The organism is Terrabacter aeriphilus (genome assembly GCF_039542985.1).
In the GTDB taxonomy this organism is placed as follows: Bacteria; Actinomycetota; Actinomycetes; order Actinomycetales; family Dermatophilaceae; genus Terrabacter; species Terrabacter aeriphilus.
This window is the reverse complement of the sequence record NZ_BAABIW010000011.1, coordinates 1-18342: the sequence shown is the minus strand read 5'-3', so window position 1 is coordinate 18342 and position 18342 is coordinate 1. Positions and strand designations below refer to the sequence as shown.

17 protein-coding genes are annotated in these 18342 nt (G+C 74.3%); 4 read left to right on the top strand and 13 right to left on the bottom strand.

Annotated elements, in window-relative coordinates:
* Positions 1-4: 4 nt before the first annotated feature.
* The 7 genes from ABD979_RS08000 to ABD979_RS07970 form a co-directional block, all read right to left on the bottom strand.
* Positions 5-949 (bottom strand): tetratricopeptide repeat protein, encoded by a 945-nt coding sequence (locus ABD979_RS08000; RefSeq protein ID WP_345506936.1) that lies wholly within the window; start codon positions 947-949, stop codon positions 5-7.
* A 14-nt stretch (positions 950-963) separates the two neighbouring features.
* Complete coding sequence (locus ABD979_RS07995) at positions 964-1959, bottom strand: hypothetical protein (RefSeq protein ID WP_345506935.1); 996 nt, start codon at positions 1957-1959, stop codon at positions 964-966.
* 230 nt (positions 1960-2189) lie between these two features.
* Complete coding sequence (locus ABD979_RS07990) at positions 2190-3125, bottom strand: ABC transporter ATP-binding protein (protein ID WP_345506934.1); 936 nt, start codon at positions 3123-3125, stop codon at positions 2190-2192.
* Positions 3122-6286 (bottom strand): FtsX-like permease family protein, encoded by a 3165-nt coding sequence (locus ABD979_RS07985; RefSeq protein ID WP_345506933.1) that lies wholly within the window; start codon positions 6284-6286, stop codon positions 3122-3124. The genes ABD979_RS07990 and ABD979_RS07985 overlap by 4 nt, the downstream gene beginning before the upstream one ends.
* Positions 6287-6369: 83 nt before the next feature.
* The gene (locus tag ABD979_RS07980; RefSeq protein ID WP_345506932.1) at positions 6370-7548 is read right to left on the bottom strand and encodes a GNAT family N-acetyltransferase; all 1179 of its coding nucleotides are present in this window, start codon (positions 7546-7548) and stop codon (positions 6370-6372) included.
* Positions 7541-7855, bottom strand: a complete 315-nt coding sequence (locus ABD979_RS07975) for a thiamine-binding protein (RefSeq protein WP_345506931.1) — start codon at positions 7853-7855, stop codon at positions 7541-7543. The genes ABD979_RS07980 and ABD979_RS07975 overlap by 8 nt, the downstream gene beginning before the upstream one ends.
* Positions 7856-7923: 68 nt before the next feature.
* A complete protein-coding gene (locus tag ABD979_RS07970; protein ID WP_345506930.1) occupies positions 7924-8931 on the bottom strand; it encodes a GNAT family N-acetyltransferase in 1008 nt (335 codons plus the stop codon).
* Between the two features lie 203 nt (positions 8932-9134).
* Between ABD979_RS07970 and ABD979_RS07965 the strand changes: the two genes are divergently transcribed.
* On the top strand, positions 9135-10034 hold the full coding sequence (locus ABD979_RS07965; RefSeq protein ID WP_345506929.1) for a hypothetical protein: 900 nt from the start codon (positions 9135-9137) through the stop codon (positions 10032-10034).
* A 55-nt stretch (positions 10035-10089) separates the two neighbouring features.
* Here ABD979_RS07965 and meaB read toward each other — a convergent pair whose 3' ends face one another.
* Entirely contained in the window at positions 10090-11055 is a 966-nt protein-coding gene (gene meaB, locus ABD979_RS07960; protein ID WP_345506928.1) for a methylmalonyl Co-A mutase-associated GTPase MeaB, read from the bottom strand.
* Positions 11056-11072: 17 nt separating this feature from the next.
* Entirely contained in the window at positions 11073-12278 is a 1206-nt protein-coding gene (locus ABD979_RS07955; RefSeq protein WP_345506927.1) for an acetyl-CoA C-acetyltransferase, read from the bottom strand.
* Positions 12279-12415: 137 nt separating this feature from the next.
* On the opposite strand from ABD979_RS07955, the gene mce reads away from it, so the two are divergent.
* Positions 12416-12859 carry a methylmalonyl-CoA epimerase gene (gene mce / locus ABD979_RS07950; RefSeq protein ID WP_345506926.1) on the top strand — a complete coding sequence of 148 codons (444 nt, stop codon included), beginning with the start codon at positions 12416-12418 and terminating at the stop codon, positions 12857-12859.
* Between the two features lie 21 nt (positions 12860-12880).
* Here mce and ABD979_RS07945 read toward each other — a convergent pair whose 3' ends face one another.
* The gene (locus ABD979_RS07945; protein WP_345506925.1) at positions 12881-13684 is read right to left on the bottom strand and encodes a polysaccharide deacetylase family protein; all 804 of its coding nucleotides are present in this window, start codon (positions 13682-13684) and stop codon (positions 12881-12883) included.
* 4 nt (positions 13685-13688) lie between these two features.
* Entirely contained in the window at positions 13689-14360 is a 672-nt protein-coding gene (locus ABD979_RS07940) for a DUF998 domain-containing protein (RefSeq protein ID WP_345506924.1), read from the bottom strand.
* Positions 14361-14650: 290 nt separating this feature from the next.
* On the opposite strand from ABD979_RS07940, the gene ccrA reads away from it, so the two are divergent.
* Positions 14651-15991, top strand: coding sequence for a crotonyl-CoA carboxylase/reductase (ccrA, locus tag ABD979_RS07935; protein ID WP_345506923.1), 1341 nt, complete (start codon positions 14651-14653; stop codon positions 15989-15991).
* Between the two features lie 65 nt (positions 15992-16056).
* Here the strand turns inward: ccrA and ABD979_RS07930 are convergent, their stop codons facing one another.
* A complete protein-coding gene (locus tag ABD979_RS07930; protein ID WP_345506922.1) occupies positions 16057-16488 on the bottom strand; it encodes an SRPBCC family protein in 432 nt (143 codons plus the stop codon).
* 260 nt (positions 16489-16748) lie between these two features.
* Here ABD979_RS07930 and ABD979_RS07925 point away from each other — a divergent pair, with 260 nt between their 5' ends.
* Positions 16749-18233, top strand: a complete 1485-nt coding sequence (locus ABD979_RS07925) for an AI-2E family transporter (protein WP_345506921.1) — start codon at positions 16749-16751, stop codon at positions 18231-18233.
* Between the two features lie 10 nt (positions 18234-18243).
* Here ABD979_RS07925 and ABD979_RS07920 read toward each other — a convergent pair.
* On the bottom strand, positions 18244-18342 hold a 99-nt coding region (locus tag ABD979_RS07920), incomplete at its 5' end, for an integrase core domain-containing protein (RefSeq protein WP_345507137.1).

Here is an 18342-nt window from a genome sequence, read left to right as displayed (position 1 = left end):
CGGCCTAGAAGAGGGCGCTCATCAGGGCCTTGCGGGCCCGGACGACGCGCTCGTCGCTCGTGCCGATGACCTCGAAGAGCTCGACGAGGTGCTCGCGCGCCCGGTTGCGGTCGGCGTCGGCCGTGATCCGCACCGTGTCGACGAGGCGCGCGAACGCGTCCTCGACGTGACCACCGAGCAGGTCGAGGTCGGCGACGAGGATCTGCGCGTCGACGTCGGCCGGGTCGGCGGCCGCTGCGGCACGCGCCGCCTGCAGGTCGGCGTCCTGCGTGCGCTGCATGAGCCCGACCTGGGCGAGGCCGAGCTTGGCGTCGGCGTCGGCCGGGCTCTGCGCGAGGGCCTCGCGGTAGGCGGCGGCCGCCCCGTCGAGGTCTCCCGCCTCGATCGCGTCGAACGCCTTCTGGTGCAGGGGCGGCAGCGGTGGCTCGACCTCGGCCTCGTCGGCCTCCGGGACCGCGGCGCCGGCCGCGACCGTGCCGGTCACGCCGTGCTGGGCCGCCAGCGCGAGCACCTGGTCGACGACGGCCGTGACCTGCGCCTCGGGCTGCACGCCCTCGAAGAGCGGCACGGGCTGGCCCTGCACGAAGGCGAAGCTGACGGGCACGGCCTGCACCTGGAAGGCCTGCAGGATGGTCGGGTTGGCGTCGACGTCGACGGTCACGAGCTGGAAGCGGCCGGCATACCGGTTCGCCACCGTGGTGAGCGTGGCGACGAAGTCCGCCGACTCCTGCAGGCGGCGCGACCACAGCACCATGACGACGGGGTGCTGGGCCGACGCCGCGATGACGTCGCGGATCGAGGCGTCAGTGCCCTCGATGACGACGGACGCACCGTCCGTCGAGGTGCCGGCCGCGCCGGAGGCGGGGCCAGCCGGCGGGGCCGGACGCTTGAGCGACGAGAGGTCGACGGCACCTCGAAGTGCTGCTGCGGTGAATGGCTGGTGACTCATAGATCAATCCTGTCTCACCGACCCGAGCCGGCGACGAGCTGGTCGGAGGCCGCGACGACGCGAGCCTGTCCCGACGCAGGGATGACGAACGCGATGATCTCGTTGGAGGTCAGGTTGGCCTCGGTGGTGATGGTCTTGATGCCGGTCAGCAGCGTGAGGTCCTTGGCCGGCGTCAGCTTGACCGGGGTCCGCATGGCGATGGCGTCGCTGCGCACGAGGTGGGCGAAGACGATGGCACCGGCGCCGTCCTTGAGGCGCAGCCCACCGAGCACGCCCTTGGGCTGGTGCTCCTGGGTGAACGCGCCCTGGTTGTTCAGGGCCTTCGACTGCGCCGTCGCGGAGGCGCGCAGCTGCTCCGAGAGGGGGTCGGCCGCGAGCAGCTTCGAGGTCGTCGGCGTCGGGAAGCGCACCAACGCGGCGAAGGCTGCCATGACGTCGTCGGGCGTCGCCACGAGGCCCTTGGCGTCGGCGACCGCCGCCGAGCCGTCGCTCGTCGGGTCGAGGGCGTCGAGCCTGGCGTCGGGGAGCATGGGCGTCACGGCCGCGACCTTGAACGTTCCAGCGTCTCCCACGAGCAGGACGAGCACCGCCGCGCCGGTCTTCTTGAGCGTCGTCTGGGCCAGGATCTGCTGCGGCGTGTCACCGGCTCGCGAGACGGCCAGCACCTTGACGCCGGTCGTCGCGAGCTCGGCCTCGGCCTTCTCCGCGGCGGTGCGTCCCGGCAGGGTCTTCGCGTACGCGTTGGCCGACTGCAGGGCCGCTCCGGTGAACGCCTTGGCGCGGGCCGCGCCACCGGTGGCCGATGCGTCCAGGGCGGCCGCCGCAGCAGCGGTCACGACACCGGTCGAGGTGGTCGAGGCCGCGTCGGGCGCGACCGCCGGGGTCGCCGAGGCACCGGAGCCGGCCGTGCCGTCGGCGCCGTCGTCGGCGTTGCCGGTGCACGCACCGAGGAGCGCGACGCCGGCGATCGCGGCGGCGAGGACTCGTCGTCGGGTCGCGGGGCGGGGCATGGAGGGGCCTTTCGATGACACAGGGGGATGGCCGATGACAGTCGGCAGGTCAACGATACGCGCCGGTAGCCGGGCTCCCCAACCGAACGCGAGAGGTGAGAACGACATTACGGACTTTACCGACAAACGATCACAGATCCGAGCACGGATGTCGCGTGCGTCACACTCTCCGGTCGGGCGTGGCGTCGGTCGCCGCAAGCGCCTCGGCCACCTCACCGGCCCCGGTGTCCTCACCCGGCCCCGGAGTCCTCACCCGTCCCCGTCGTCCCGTCGTCCCCGGGTGCCTCGAGGCGCCAGCCCGTGCCGTCGTGGCGGAGGCGCACGAGCGCGCCCGGCGGGAAGTCGTCGAGCGCCGCCCCCGGCAACGGCACGGACCCGTCGGCCGACACGACCGCATACTCCTCCCCGAGGCGCCCCTCGGCCCCGACCCGTCCGTCGCGGATCGTCACGGTCCGCGGCAGCCGCGCGGCGACGTCGGGGTCGTGGGTCACGACGACGACCGTGGAGCCGAGCCGTTCGTTGACCTCGCGCAGGGCGTCGAGCACCCGGTCTCGGGACTCGTGGTCGAGCTGGCTCGTCGGCTCGTCACCGAGCACGAGGCCCGGGTAGCAGGCGATGGCCACGGCGATGGCGGTCAGCTGCAGCTCGCCGGGGGTGAGGCCGGCGAGCGAGCGGCCGGCGAGGCCGCCGATGCCGAGCAGCTCGAGCACCTCGTCGGGGGCCGGCACGTCGCGGCCGAGCCGGCGGGCCCGCGCCTGGGCGAACTCCACGTTCTGACGCGGGGTGAGGTAGGGCAGCAGGTTGCGCGCCGCCCCCTGCAGGAGCAGGCCGACGTCGCCCGCGCGGAAGTCGTCGAGCTGTGCGGCCGTCAGCGCCTTGAGGTCCCGGTGGCCGATGTGGACCGCCCCGGCGCTCGGCGCCGTCAGTCCACCGAAGACGGTGAGCAGCGTCGACTTGCCGGCCCCGCTCGGTCCGAGCAGCCCGACCACCTCCCCCGCCGACACGCGCAGGTCGATGCCGGAGAGCGCGGCGACGTCGTGCCCCTCCGAGCGGTAGATGACGACGAGCCCCCGCGTCGTCACGTCGAGTCCCCGCCCCGCCGCGGCGGAAGGGGTGGCCCCGTCGCGGGGCGGGCGTGGCGGGTTCGACGTACGGGCGGCGCTCATGCGCTCTCCCGCACGCGCGCGACGGTCGAGCGCCGCGCGAGCCAGAGCCCGAGCACGACGGCGACGACCGAGAGCCACACCACCGTCGCGAGCGCCGCGAGCGCCATGGCCCCGAGGTTGGGGGTGAGGTCGGCGACGAACACGTCCGAGGGGGTCGTGAAGAACGGGATGAGCCCCAGCGACAGCCGTGACCCCAGCGCCCCGCACAGGGCGCCGACGACGACCGCGAGCACGATGACGACGAGCTGCTCGGCGATCCCGACGCGTCGCACGGTCGACCCGGGCACGCCCGCCAGCCGCAGCGCGGCGAGGTCCTTCGAGCGCCCCCGCCACGAGGTGATGGTCACGAGGACGAGCACGAGGGCGGCGAGGAGCAGCGCGAGGCCGCCGACCACGAGGCCGAGGCGCAGCCCCCAGGCCGACGCGGAGCGGTCGTAGGAGTCGAGCAGCTCCGCGCGGTCGGTCACCGAGCGCACACCGATGCCGGCGCCCTCGAGGGCCGCCGTCACCGCCGGCGCCCGGGAGCGGTCGCCGACGAGGACGTCGAGCGAGCCGGTCGCATAGAGACGCCCGGCCTCGGCGGCGAGCGCGTCGTAGTCGACGAGGACGACGTTCGTCACCCCCTGGGGGCCGTATGCCGCCCGTGCCTTCTCCGCGACCGGGACCGTGTTGCCGCTGAAGCCCGTGACGCCGTCGGGCGCCCGGGTGGGACCACCGGGTCCCGGCACGACGACGGCGGGCAGCCGGGGTCGGGTGAGGGTCGCCGTGATGACGCCCCCGGTCGAGCCGAAGCGGAGGTCCATCCGCTGCGGCGCCGAGGGGTTCACCGTGACCGCCGCGAAGCCGGGCACGCCGGCGTCCGCCCGGTCGAGCGCGAACGGCGACCCGTACGACTCCCACTGCTGCGCGCCGAGCGGCAGTGCAGGGGCCGTGCCCGTCCGGATGCCGAGCACCGTGAGCCGTCCGACGACGGCGCGCACCTCGTCGGGGTGCCGGTCGACGGAGATGCCGACGAGGGTGCAGGGGCTCGCGGCGCACGGCACCCGTGCGGTGAGGGTGCGCGGGCGCGAGGTGTCGAAGGGCACGAGGCCGAGGGCGACGGTGATCCCGCTGCCGTCGGGCCGCTGGAGCGACAGCGCCACGGGGACGGCGTCCGGCGGCCGGCGCGCTCCGGGCGTCACGCCGTCGAGCCCCGAGTCGCCGGCCGCGACGTCGGCCGTCACCGTCACCGCGACCGACGTGCCGGTGAGCACGGTCGACGGTGAGGCAGGCGCCGCGAGGGCCGCCCAGTCCGGGGCTGCGCCGGCCGGGGAGCCCGCAGGTCCCGAGGAGCCGGCACCACCCGGCGTCGCGGGCGTGCCCCCCGCGGGGAGGGCGACGCGGGGCATCGCGCTGGGCACGACCGCCACGGTGCCGAAGGCGCTCGCGTTCGGCGGGAGCAGCCGGGCGAGGGGCACGGCGTAGCTCGACGACGGGTCGAGCGTGCGCAGCGTCGAGCGCAGCAGGGCGGGCTCCTCGGAGTCGGTGTGCAGCACCACCTGCGCGCCCGCCTCGAGCGTGGCCCGCCCGTCGCGGTTGCGCGCGGCCGTGAGGTAGGCATCGGTGACGAAGACGGTGAGCGCCGTGGCCACCGTGACGATGGCGACGACGCGCCGCACCGCCGGGCGACGGGCGACCTGCACGGCGGTCAGTCCCGTGACGGCCCGGCCCCGACGGAGGGCGACGCGGCCCACCCCGCCGGCGACGGGCACGAGGAGCAGGGCGAGCAGCAGCCCGACCGCGAGGGCGAGGAGCGCAGGGGTCGCCATGGCGACCGGCCCCGACACGTCGCCGGTGACGATGGCGACCACGCCGGCGGCCGCGACGGCGATGATGACGGCGTCGAGCAGCCCGATCGCGAAGCCGCGCTGGCGCGGGGGGATGCGCCGCAGGAGGGAGGGGATCGGTTCGCGCAGCACCGGTCGCGACGTGACGACGACGGCACCCACCCCGGCGACGAGCGCGAGCCCGGCGGCGGCATACGCGGTCCACGGGACCTCGAAGGGCACCCCGGCGGGCAGCCACACGCGGCTCGCGACGAGGTCGGCTCCGACGGCGAGGCCGAAGCCGACCGGCACGCCGAGGGCCACGAGGAGGCCGAGCTCCGAGACGAGCATGCGGCGGGCCCCGCGGACGCCGTCGCCGCGCAGGCGCGCCAGGGCGATCTCGGGGCGACGCTGCTCGACGGCCGCCGACGACGCGAGGCCGAGGATGACGAGGGAGAAGAGGGCGAGCTGGCCGAGCAGGAGCGGCACGAGCACCGCCGCCTGGGCCTGCCCGGCGACGACGGTGCGGCCGATCTGGTCGAGGCCGCTCTGCACCCGCGGCGCGGTCGAGCCGCCGGTCGACGACGCGGACGCCGCCTCCAGGGCGGCGATCGCGTCGACGAGCCCCGGCAGCGAATCGACGGAGAGGTCGTCGCGGCGCAGCGTCGCGGTGAGCCGCAGCGTGCTGCCCGTCGGCGTCACGTCGAAGAAGGCCGGAGCGACGATGGGGGTGTCGACGCGGGGCACGGAGCCCAGGCCGACGGCGGCCTGCGTGCCCGCCCGCCCGGTCAGCCGCACGCCGAACCACGCGCCGTCGTCGTCGAGCGCGTCGTAGGTCCCCGAGATCCGCACGCGCCGCTCGGCGTCACCCGGCGCCGGCTGGCCGCCGGGCGTCGCCACGAGCGGCACCCGGTCACCGGTGCGCCAGCCCTCGAACGCCGCCTCGGCGGCCGAGACGAGCACCTCGCCGGCCGTCGTCGGGCACCGGCCCGTGACGATCTCGACGTCGGCGCAGCCCGCGAGGGGGGCGTAGGCCGTCGTCTGCACCCCCTGCCCACCCCGGGCCGGCGACATGCCGAGCACGACCTGCCCCGACACGAGCGCCACCGGGGCGTCGAAGGCCGACCGCACGGCCTGCGGGACGACGCGCTGCACCTGGGCGGGCGACGGCACCGCCCTCTCGGTGCTGCCCTGCTCGACGACGAGACCGGTGTCGACGACGGACGCCCGGGCCAGGGCGTCGCGGAGCAGCCCGTGCTCGAGGGCGCGGGCATAGAGCGGGCCGAGCACGGCGCTGCCGACGACGAGCGCCGACAGCAGGACCAGGGCCACCGCCTGCGCCCGCCGGTGCGTCACGGCCGCCCACGTGCGCGCGGCCCGGGACGAGGTCCTCGTCGCCGCGCCCGAACCGGCGCTCCGGCCTCCTTCCGTCCGCATCCTCACCGGCGCCGCACCACCCGTCCCTCGTCGAGGTGGATCTCGTGCCCCGCAGTGGCGGCCGCCTCCGGGTCGTGGGTCGCCATGACGACGGTCCTCCCGGTGGCGGCGAGGTCGTGCAGCAGGGCGAGCACCCGCTCGCGGTTCGCGTGGTCGAGCTCGGACGTGGGCTCGTCGGCCAGGAGCACGAGCGGTTGCGACGCGAGGGCGCGGGCCACCGCCACGCGCTGCTGCTGGCCGCCCGAGAGCTCCTCGATGAGGTGGTTGCCCGAGTCCTCGAGGCCCACGGCGAGCAGCGCCTGCTCGACCCGGTCACGAGCCTCGCTCGCCGGCAGCCCGGCGGCGACGAGGGGGACGAGGCAGTTCTCGGCCGCCGTGAGCACCGAGGCCAGGCCGTTGCCCTGCGGCACGACGGCGACGCCGAGCCGCACCGTGGTGTCGCGGGCCGCCTGCGGCGAGACCTCCTCCTCGCCCACCGTGACGCGCCCGGCGCACGTCGCCGTGTCGGCCAGGGCCCCGGCGAGCGCCCACAGGAGGGTGGACTTGCCCGCGCCGGACGGACCGGTCACGGCCAGCACCCCGCCCGGTGCGGCCTCGACCGTCACGTCGTCGAGGGCGACGACGTCTCCGAAGCGGACCCCGAGCCCCTCGGCGCGGACGGTGCCGGCCGAGAGTGCCTGCGGCGTGAGACGCACCATGCGCATCTCGACCGTCCCGGTCGGGTCGTGCTCCGCGCGTCCGCCCTCGTCGACGAAGCCGCGCCGTTCGTAGAAGGCGACGGCGCGCGCGTTCGCCTCGACGACCCAGAGGCTGGAGTCCCGGTCCCCGAGCAGCTCGTCGAGCAGCCGGTCGGCGACGCCCGTGCCCCGTGCCGCCGACGTCAGGTTGATGGCGTGGAGCTCCCACGGCGTGGGTGCGTCGTCGTCGTCGCGGCTCGGCCCGGCGCTCGCGAAGCCGGCGATGCCTCCGTCCGGGCCCACGACGACGAGCGTGCGGGCCTGCCCGCCTGCGTCGACGCGACGCCTCCATCCGGCGGCGCACCGCTCGTCGCTCAGGCCCGCGAGGTAGTCGGCCGGCATGACGTCGGCGTAGGCCTCACGCCACACCGCCATGTGCACACGGGCCAGCTCGTCGCAGTCCTCGGCGACGAGCGGCCTCAGCTGCCAGTCGGACTCACTCATCCCGCTGGCGGTCGAGGGCATCCTCGAGTCGTTCCAGCTTGCCGTCGAGCTCGCCCGTGAAGCCCGGACGGATGTCGGCCTTGAGCACGAGCCCGACACGCGGCGAGGTCTCCGCGAGCACGTCGCAGCACCGCTTGACGACAGCCATGCACTCGTCCCACTCCCCTTCGATCGTCGTGAACATCGCGTCGGTGCGGTGCGGCAGGCCCGAGTCGCGCACGATGCGGATGGCCCGGGCGACGGCATCGGACACGGAACCGGTGTCGTCGGCCGCGACGGTGGGGGCGACGGAGAAGGCGAGGAGCATGACGACACCGTATGCCGCCGGTGCCGTCGGGTGGGGCCGGGGCCACCCACGTCGTCGACCCGGTCGACTCAGAGCAGCTTGCGCACCGTCAGGGCCTCCTCGATGACCCGGAAGCCGAGGTCGACGTTGATCTGCACCATCCACGGGTTCTGCTCGTCGTTCATCGTCTGCACCGAGCGCCGGCCCGGGGCGAGCCGGGCGAGCTCGGCCAGGTTGGCCGCCTTGACGGCCATGCCGAGGCGGCGGCCGCGGTGCTCCGGGAGCACGAGCGTGCCCCACTGGAAGACGATGTCGGGGTCTCCCGTCGGCACGGAGAGGTCGGTGTAGGCCGCGACGACGCCCGTGGGACGGTGGACGGCGACGGCGGTCACCATGGTGCGGCCGGTGTCGCGCAGGTGCGTGAGGAGCGTCTCGTAGTCCTCGACCGTCATCGACTCGGGCTCGAACTCGACCTCGCCCGTGGGGGCGTCGAGGATGAGCCGGTTGGACGCGTCGCAGACGCCCTGACGCAGCTCGGGCGGCACCCCGTCGACGTGCACGCTGAGCTGGTAGTCGTCGCCCATCGCCTCGGCCGCGCGATGCAGCTCGGTCGTCAGCAGGTCCGGCGCGACCGGGAGCGGGAGCGACCGGACGATCTCGACGCTCGTCACCGAATACCCTCTGCGCCGGGCGAACTCGCGACTGGCGTGTGTCTCGCGGTCGCCGACCGGGACGAACACCTCGGTGAGGAGCATGTCTCGGCCGGCAGCCCGGGCGCGCTCCTCCAGCCAGTCGGCGAGGGCTGCGCCGACGCCCTGCCGCCGGTGCGCGGGGTCGACCTCGACGTGCGACCAGCACTTGTCCCGGTTGTCGCGTTCCGGGACGAAGAGGCGGGCCCAGCCGACGGGCGCGCCGTCGACGGTCGCGACGGCCGCCTCCTCGCGCTCGCCCGGGAACTCGAAGCGCACCATCTTGAGGAACTCGTCCTCGGTGCGCCGCACGGGCTGCACGCGCGACACGGCCTCGCTGCGTGCCGCCAGGCCGTGCAGCTCCTTGAGCATGACGTCGTCGTCACGGTCGAGCGGGAGGATGTCCATCCCCCGACGGTGGCACCACGCTCACCGGGCGCGCCATCGATTTACGCGCTGCGACCCGGCTCCCGGGCCCTCCCGACACGGGACCTGCCGGGCCCCGAACTCCGGCCGTGCAGGCGCACGGCCGGGTCCCACGGGTTGGTGTGTCGGGGCGGCCTGTGGAGGACGCGCTCGCGAGCCCGCCCGAGCCGGGCACGCTTCCGGGCATGGAGGCGGAGGCAGCGATCCGGAGGCTCGGGGGCACCGCCACGCGCGCGGAGCTGCGCCTGCTCGTGCCGAAGCGCCGCCTCCGACGCGCCGTCGAGCTCGGTGTCGTGCTGCGCCCGAGGGCCGGGCGCTACCTGCTCCCCGAGGTCGACACCACCCGGGCGCTGGCCCACGAGCTGAGCGCCGTGGTCTCGCTGCGCTCCGCCGCCCTCTCCCACGGCTGGAAGGTCAAGACCGTGCCTCCGCAGCCGGAGGTCACCGTTCCGCCGGGTCGCAAGATCAGCCCGCAGACCCGAGCGCGGGCGTCGGTCCTCACGTCGGCGCTCGAGGACGCGGACGTCGTGGCCGGCGTGACCGGACCGCTGCGCACCGTCGTCGACTGCGCCCGCCACCTCCCCCTGGACGAGGCGCTCGCGATCGCCGACTCGGCGCTGCGCTGCCGGGACCTCCGCCCCGCCCACCTGGCCCGTGCAGCCCATGACGTCCGAGGACCCGGTCGCCCGCGGGTGCTCCGCGTCCTGTCGCACGCGTCGGGCAAGGCGGCGAACCCCTTCGAGTCCGTGCTGCGCGCCATCGCCCTGGACGTGCCCGGACTCGACCTGCGGCCGCAGGTCGGCATCGCGCTCGCCGACGGCACACGTGTCGTGCCCGACCTCGTGGACTCCGGGCTGGGCATCGCCGTCGAGGCGGACAGCCACGAGTTCCACACGGGCAGAGGGCAGCTGACGAGCGACTGCTGGCGCTACGACGAGCTCGTGCTCGACGACTGGGCGGTCTACCGTTTCACCTGGGACCAGGTCATGTTCCGGCCGGCGTGGGTGCGCTCGGTGCTCGTCCGCGCCGAGCGCCGGGCCCGCGCGACACAGGAACTGGTCGCGTTGGCACGGGCCCACGCCTGAGGTGGCCGGGCGCCGGCCGGTTCGGGTGTCGGCGAGGACCGATCCCGGCGTCGGCTCAGGCGCCGACGTGCTCCACGAGGCGGTCCGCCGCCGCGTAGGGGTCCAAGCGGCCGGCGAGCACCTCGCGCGCGAGCGCCGCCACCCCCTCGTGGCCCTCGACGCGCGCGAACCGCGACCGCAGCGCCGCGAGCGCGATGGACTCGATCTCGTCCACCGCCCGGCGCTCCCGGCGGCGGCGCAGCTCGCCGCTCTCCTCGAGGAACGCCCGGTGCTTGTCGAGCGCCTCCATGACCTCGTCGACGCCGATCCGCTCTGCCGCAACGGTCTTGACGACGGGCGGTCGCCACAGCCCCGGCTCCGTGCGGTCACCGAGCGAGATCATGTGCCGGAGGTCGCGCACCGTGGCATCGGCGCCGTCGCGATCGGCCTTGTTGACGACGAAGACGTCCCCGATCTCGAGGATGCCGGCCTTGGCCGCCTGGATGCCGTCACCCATGCCGGGCGCGAGCAGCACGACCGAGGTGTCGGCGAGCCCGGCGACCTCCACCTCGGACTGGCCGACGCCGACGGTCTCGACGAGCACGACGTCGCAGCCCGCGGCGTCGAGCACCCGGATCGCCTGGGGCGTCGTGAAGGAGAGGCCGCCGAGATGGCCGCGGGAGGCCATCGACCGGATGTAGACCTCGGGGTCGAGCGCGTGGTCCTGCATGCGCACCCGGTCGCCCAGCAGCGCGCCGCCCGAGAAGGGTGAGCTCGGGTCGACCGCGAGGACGCCGACCCGCAGGCCCCGCTGGCGGAAGGCCCCGACGAGAGCGGTCGTCGTCGTCGACTTGCCGACGCCCGGCGAGCCCGTGAGCCCGATGACCCAGGCCCGTCCCGCGTGGGGGGCCAGCGCGGCCATGACGTCACGCAGGGCATCGTGGCCGTCCTCGACGAGCGAGATGAGGCGTGCGACCGCACGCGGCGAACCCGCCCTGGCCGACTCGACCAGGGCGGGGACGTCGACGGATCGGCGTGCCACGGAGAGGGTTTCGGCGCTCAGGCGGACTTGGGCACTCGCACGACCAGGGCGTCGCCCTGCCCGCCGCCACCGCAGAGCGCGGCCGCGCCCACGCCGCCACCGCGACGCTGGAGCTCGAGGGCGAGGTGGAGCGCGATGCGCGCGCCCGACATGCCGATGGGGTGGCCGAGCGCGATGGCCCCGCCGTTGACGTTCACCTTGTCGACGTCGATGCCGAGCTCCTTGGCCGAGGCCAGCCCGACGGCCGCGAACGCCTCGTTGATCTCGACGAGGTCGAGGTCGGCCGGCGTGATGCCCTCCTTCTCGCAGGCCCGGGCGATGGCGCGCGCGGGCTGCTGCTGGAGCGTGGAGTCGGGGCCGGCGACCATGCCGTGCGCGCCGATCTCGGCGAGCCACGTCAGGCCCAGCTCCTCGGCCTTGGCCCTGCTCATGACGACGACCGCAGCGGCGCCGTCGGAGATCTGCGACGCGGATCCGGCGGTGATGGTGCCGTCCTTGCTGAAGGCGGGGCGCAGGCCGCCGAGCGAGGCGGTCGTCGTGTCGGCACGGATGCCCTCGTCGCTCTTGAAGACGACCGGGTCGCCCTTGCGCTGCGGGATGCTGACGGGGACGACCTCGTCGTCGAAGAGGCCGTCCTTCCACGCCTTGGCGGCGAGCTGGTGGCTGCGCGCCGAGAACTCGTCCTGCTCCTCGCGCGTGAACGCCTGCTCGCCCGTGTTGGCCTGCTCGGTGAGCAGCCCCATGGCCTGGTCGGTGAAGGCGTCCCAGAGCCCGTCGAAGGCCATGTGGTCGCGCATCGTCACGTCGCCGTACTTGTAGCCCTCGCGCGACTTCGTCATGAGGTGCGGCGCGTTCGTCATCGACTCCTGGCCACCGGCGACGACGACGTCGACCTCGCCCGCGCGGATCAGCTGGTCGGCCATGGCGATCGCGTTGATGCCGGAGAGGCAGACCTTGTTGATCGTCAGCGCCGGCACCGTCATCGGGATGCCCGCGGCGTGGGCCGCCTGGCGGGCCGGGATCTGGCCGGCGCCGGCCTGCAGCACCTGGCCCATGATGACGTACTCGACCTGCTCCGGGGCGACGCCCGCCTTCTCGAGGGCGCCCCGGATGGCGACGCCACCGAGGTCCGATCCGGAGAAGTCCTTGAGCGAGCCGAGCAGACGCCCCATGGGGGTGCGCGCTCCGGCGACGATCACGGAGGTGGGACGGTCAGCAGTCATGGGTGGAGCCTCTTCCGACGTCATTGGGGATGTGCCGTCAACTGTAGACGGGGCCCGCCGCGGCCCAGCGCGGTGCATGACCAAGCGCACACGGCATACCCGTGCTGCGGGACGGGTCGCCGCCCTACGTTGGGACCATGAGCGCCACTCCCGAGCCCCTCTTCACGCACATCGACCACGTCGGCATCGCCGTGCCCGACCTCGACGCGGCCATCGCCTTCTACGCGGAGACGTACGGCATGACGCTGCTCCACGAGGAGACGAACGAGGAGCAGGGCGTGCGCGAGGCGATGATGGCGGTCGGCGGCTCCGGCTCCTGCATCCAGCTGCTCGCGCCCCTCTCCCCCGAGTCGACGATCGCGAAGTTCCTCGACCGCAGCGGACCCGGCATCCAGCAGCTCGCCTACCGCGTGGCCGACATCGACGCCGTCTGCGCGACCCTGCGCGAGCGCGGCCTGCGCCTGCTCTACGACACCCCGAAGCGCGGCACGAGCGACAGCCGGGTCAACTTCATCCACCCCAAGGATGCCGGCGGCGTCCTCGTCGAGCTCGTCGAGCCGGCCGGCACCGCCACGCACTGACGCGAAACCGAGACGACGCCGTCAGGCAGGGCGTCCCGAGGCCACGAGGTCCTGCACCGGCACCCCGAGGAGGCCGTCGCGCCGCAGCTGCTCGAGCAGCCGCGGCAGCGCCTCGACCGTGCGCGACCGGTCCAGCTCCTGCGGGTTCGGGCCGGCGATGCGGCCGCCGTCGTGGGCGAGCACGACGTCGCCGGGCCGGAGCCGGGCCGCCACCTCCTCGCCCGCCCGCGTGGGCCCGTCGGCCAGGGCCGACTCGAGGCACGCGCTCCAGAAGACCGACCGCAGGCCGAGGTCGCGGGTGCGCGCGGCGACCGCCCGGCTCGTCCACCCCCGCGGCGGCCGCACGAGACGCGCGCCGTCCGGGTCGTGCGCGGCCACGGCCGCGCCGCCGCGACGCAGCTGGTCGGTCACCGTCGCCCCGTCGAGGCGGTCGAGCCACAGGTGGTCGTGGGTGTGGTTCGAGAGCCGGTGCCCCTCCGCGACGACCCGCGCCGCGAGGTCGGGGTGGGCCTCGACGTTGCTGCCCACGGCGAAGAACGTACCGCGGCAACCGAACTCGCGCAGGATGTCGAGCACAGCGGGCGTGTAGCGGGGGTCGGGCCCGTCGTCGAACGTCAGGGCCACCCACCGCTCCGCCGTGCGCACCCTCGTCACACCGGACGGGTCCACGTCGTGCCGCAGGGCCGGGCTGTCCGTCTCGCGCCCGGGCCCGCCGGGGTGCATCGCCTCGTCGACCCGGGGCCAGGCGACGAGCGCGCACAGGCCGAGGCCGCCCGTCACGACCGATCGTCGCGACACGGCGGCGACGACGTCCCCCGGCTGCACGGCGTCAGTGTGGCGCAGCCGCTCCCCGCGCGTGGCCGTTTCGGCCGCGACCCACCCGCAGCAGTCCCACCGCCACGACGGCCAGCCACGGGTAGGCCGGCCACAGGGCCAGGCGCTCCAGGCCCCCGACCCACGTCGCGCCGCCGAGGCGCAGGCCGAACCCGGCAGCGGCTGCCAGCGTCACCGCGCCCACGACCCAGCCCGCCACGACGACCCCACGAGCCACCGCACCCGAGCGCCGCAGCGCCTCGGCGGTCGCGAGGACGGCAAGCGGCTGCAGCACGAAGACGGGCAGCGCCGCCACGACGTGCAGGCCCGGCTGCTGGTCGACCGGCACCAGACCGACCGCCGCCGCCGCGAGCGCCGAGACGACCCACAGGCCGACCGCCGCCGTCGCCCACCGCCCGGCCCCGAGCGCCGGCCGCAGCAGCACGGCGCCGGCCGCACGGAGCACGCCGAAGACGACGAACGCCGCGTTCATGCCGACGTGCCACGGCGAGCACACGTCGACGGGGCTGCCGCCGTGGCCCGGCGCGCACGTGAGCATCCCGAGCGCGCTGATCGTGTCGTCGCGCAGGGAGTAGGTCACCGACGCCGCGGCCGCGACGAGCAGCTCGACGAGCAGGTATGCCGGCTGCACGAGCCAGCACCCGGGCCCCGCCTGTCTGCCGCGCACCCCCAGAACCTACCCGCCCTCCCGCCGCCGCTCCCCCGCTCCCGACTTCCGGTGCTCCGACGGACCGCCGCGAGCACGCCGCGGCGGCGCGGTCCAGGTGTGGGGGCCACACGGCATAGGGCCTCATGGCGGTCGGTCGGCACACCGGGGACCCCGCGGAACGGCTCGTGACCCAGGTCACCTGTGGTGGCCGTCATACAACCGGCTACCCGTCGGTCACGTCTCGCTACGTTCGGTGGCACCACGCACTGCCTCGACCGACCAATGACGCTGCGACGTAAGGACCTTCAATGCAGGCCATCCGCGACGCCATCCTCTCCGGCGACCGAACCCAGGAGACCTACGCGACCATCGCGATCCCCGCGACGTATCGCGGGGCGACCGTCCACAAGGACGAGGTCGACATGTTCGAGGGCCTGCCGACGCGCGAGAAGGACCCGCGCCGGTCGCTGCACATCGACGAGGTGCCGGTGCCCGAGCTCGCCCCCGGCGAGGCGCTCGTGGCGGTCATGGCGAGCGCCATCAACTACAACACGGTCTGGACCTCGATCTTCGAGCCCGTCTCGACGTTCGGCTTCCTCGAGCGCTACGGCCGCACCTCCGAGTTCGCCCAGCGCCACGACCTGCCCTACCACGTCGTCGGCTCCGACCTCGCCGGCGTCATCCTGCGCACCGGCCCCGGCGTCACCAAGTGGAAGCCGGGCACCGAGGTCGTCGCGCACTGCCTCTCCGTCGAGCTCGAGGACGCCGAGGGCCACAACGACACGATGCTCGACCCGCAGCAGCGCATCTGGGGCTTCGAGACGAACTTCGGCGGCCTCGCCGAGCTCGCCGTCGTCAAGGCGAACCAGCTGATGCCCAAGCCCCGGCACCTCACCTGGGAGGAGGCCGCCTCCCCCGGCCTCGTCAACAGCACCGCCTACCGCCAGCTCGTGTCGAAGAACGGCGCGGCGATGAAGCTCGGCGACCGCGTGCTCATCTGGGGCGCCTCGGGCGGCCTCGGCTCCTACGCGACGCAGATGGCCCTCGCGGGCGGCGCGACGCCGATCTGCGTCGTCTCCTCCCCGGAGAAGGCCGAGATCTGCCGCGCCATGGGCGCCGAGCTCATCATCGACCGCAACGCCGAGGGCTACCGCTTCTGGAACGACGAGGGCACCGCGCAGGACCCCAAGGAGTGGCAGCGCCTGGGCAAGAGGATCCGCGAGCTGACCGGTGGCTACGACGTCGACATCGTCTTCGAGCACCCGGGCCGCGAGACCTTCGGGGCGAGCGTCTACGTCGCGCGCAAGGGCGGCACCATCGTGACCTGCGCCTCGACCTCGGGGTACATGCACGAGTACGACAACCGCTACCTGTGGATGAACCTCAAGCGCATCGTCAGCTCGCACTTCGCCAACTACCGCGAGGCGTGGGAGGCCAACGAGCTGATCAACCGCGGGCTCATCCAGCCGACCCTCAGCAAGACCTACCCGCTCGACGAGGTCGGCCAGGCCGCGCTCGACGTCCACCGCAACGCCCACCAGGGCAAGGTCGGCGTGCTCACGCTCGCGCCCGAGGCGGGTCTCGGCGTCACCGACCCCGACAAGCGGGCCGCCCTCGAGGGCGCGATCAACCGGTTCCGCAACCAGTAGCCGACGTGCCCCCGCCGCCGGTGGGCGACGGGGGCACGCGGGCGTTGGCCCTGGGCGGGCTCCGGTCAGCGCGACTCGAGGGCGCGGGTCAGCTGCTCCTCGGTGTCGGACGCGAGCTTCTCGAAGATCAGCTTCATCGCCGGCGCCGCCAGCTTGGCCGCGCCGTGCATCTCGAGGTCGGCGTCGTAGGTGATCTCGCTGCCGGTGCCCGAGGGCACCACGGTGATCGTGTCGGTCGAGGTGGCACTGTCGTTGCGCCCGACGAGCACGACCTTGGAGTCGGTCAGCTCGACGAGCTCGTACTCCAGCTCGGTCGTCACGCCGGCGATCTTCGAGACGTTGTGCCACTTCGCGCCGACGGCGACGGGACCGTCGCCGATGCGCGTGCAGGACTCGGTGCCCGGGTCCCACTCCTCGGCGTTGCTGAAGTCCTTGAGGTAGTCGACGACGACGGCCGGGGCCTTTTCGACGGTGAAGGTGCGCGAGACGCTGGGCATGGTGCTCTCCTCGGTGGTCGGGCGCCCACGGGCGACGCGGGCGTCGTGCTGTCGCTTGTCGTACCCGTCTGCCACCCCGCCGTATGCCGGAGGCACCGACCGGGCCCAACCGTGACCTCCTCGTCCCCCACCGTCCGCCCACCCGTCGGGCGACCCGGTGCCTCTCCCACGCCCACCCGGTGCCCGCCCACGCCCGCCCGGTCGCCGACACGCGGCCACCGCGCCCCGGCCCGCCCGGCGGCTGCCGTAGGCTCCCCGGGGTGAGCATCTGGGGACGGTGGACGCGCTACCGCCGCACCCAGCGCGCGCGGATCGCGGCGCTGCGAGCGCGCGACCTCGGCTTCGACGAGGACGCCCTGCACGCGGCCTACGGACGGGCGCCCCGCGGCGGGGAGGCACCGGCGACCGAGACGAACCGGCCGACCGGTGCGACGGAGCCGCCCGCGGGCGACGAGCCCCCGACCACGTCGGCGACGCCCGCGCCGAGCGGCCCCCCGGCCGAGGCCGCGGCGCCGCACCCGCTGGTCACCGCCCTGCCGCTCGAGCCCGCCCTGACGACCGGCACCGACACGCGCACGGCCCACGACGACGAGCCCGGTTCCGACGAACCCGTGCCCGACGACCCCGTGCCCGACGACCCCGTGCCCGACCCCGAGCCGGGCGGCGGCAAGGCCGGTCGGCGCGACTTCGGGCCGAGCGGCACCCCGTTCAACCGCCAGTCGCCCTTCTACATCGGCTTCGTCGGCGCCATCGGCGTGCTGACGGCCTACGCCGTCGTGCAGGCCATCGGTCAGCTGAGCACCGTCATCACCCTGCTCGTCATCTCGCTCTTCCTCACCCTGGCGCTCAACCCGCTCGTCGAGGCGCTGACCCGGCGCAACGTGCGCCGCGGGTGGGCCGTCACCATCGTCTTCATCGGTCTGCTCGGGGTCTTCACGCTCGTCGGGTGGGTCGTCATCCCGCCCGTCGCCCAGCAGGCCGGCGAGCTCACGTCCAACGCCCCGCGCATGCTCGACGACCTCCTGCGCAACCAGTGGGTGCAGGACGTCGACCACCGCTACCAGCTCGTCCAGCGGATCTCCGAGGAGGTCAACAAGCGGGTCGCCGACGGCAACCTCTGGGCGGGCGTCTTCGGCGGCGTGCTCGACGCCGGCAAGCTCATCGCCTCCGGCGTCTTCAGCGTGCTGACGGTCCTCGTGCTCACCCTCTACTTCGTCAGCTCGCTGCCGGCGGTCAAGCAGGCCGCCTACGCCCTGGTGCCCGCGAGCCGCCGGCCCCGCACGCGCTCGCTCGCCGAGGAGGTCATGCGGCGCGTCGGCTCCTACGCGATCGGCCAGGTGGCCGTCGCGGCCATCAACGCGTGCTTCGCGTGGATCATGATGAGCCTCATCGGCCTGAAGTTCGCCGCCGTGCTCGCCGTCGCCGTCGGCTTCCTCGGCCTCGTGCCGATGGTGGGTGCGACGCTCGGGGCCACCGTCGTGGCCGTCGTGGCCTTCTTCGACGAGCCGAAGAAGGCGCTCATCGTCATCATCTACTTCGTCGTCTACCAGCAGCTCGAGAACTATGCGGTGATGCCCCGCGTCATGCAGCGCACCGTGGCGGTGCCCGGCGCCGTCACCGTCGTGGCTGCGCTCGCGGGCGGCACGCTCCTCGGCATGCTGGGCGCGCTCCTCGCCATCCCGTTCGCGGCCGGCGCGCTGCTGCTCTACGAGGAGGTCCTCGTCCCCCGCCAGCGCCGGCACTAGCTGTACTAGGTCATGACGTTGGTGACAGACGGCTGACGGGTGGGAGTCCCTTCAGGGCGGTGTGGCGTCGTCGCGTGTTGTACGCCTGCAGCCAGGGGGCAAGGGCTGC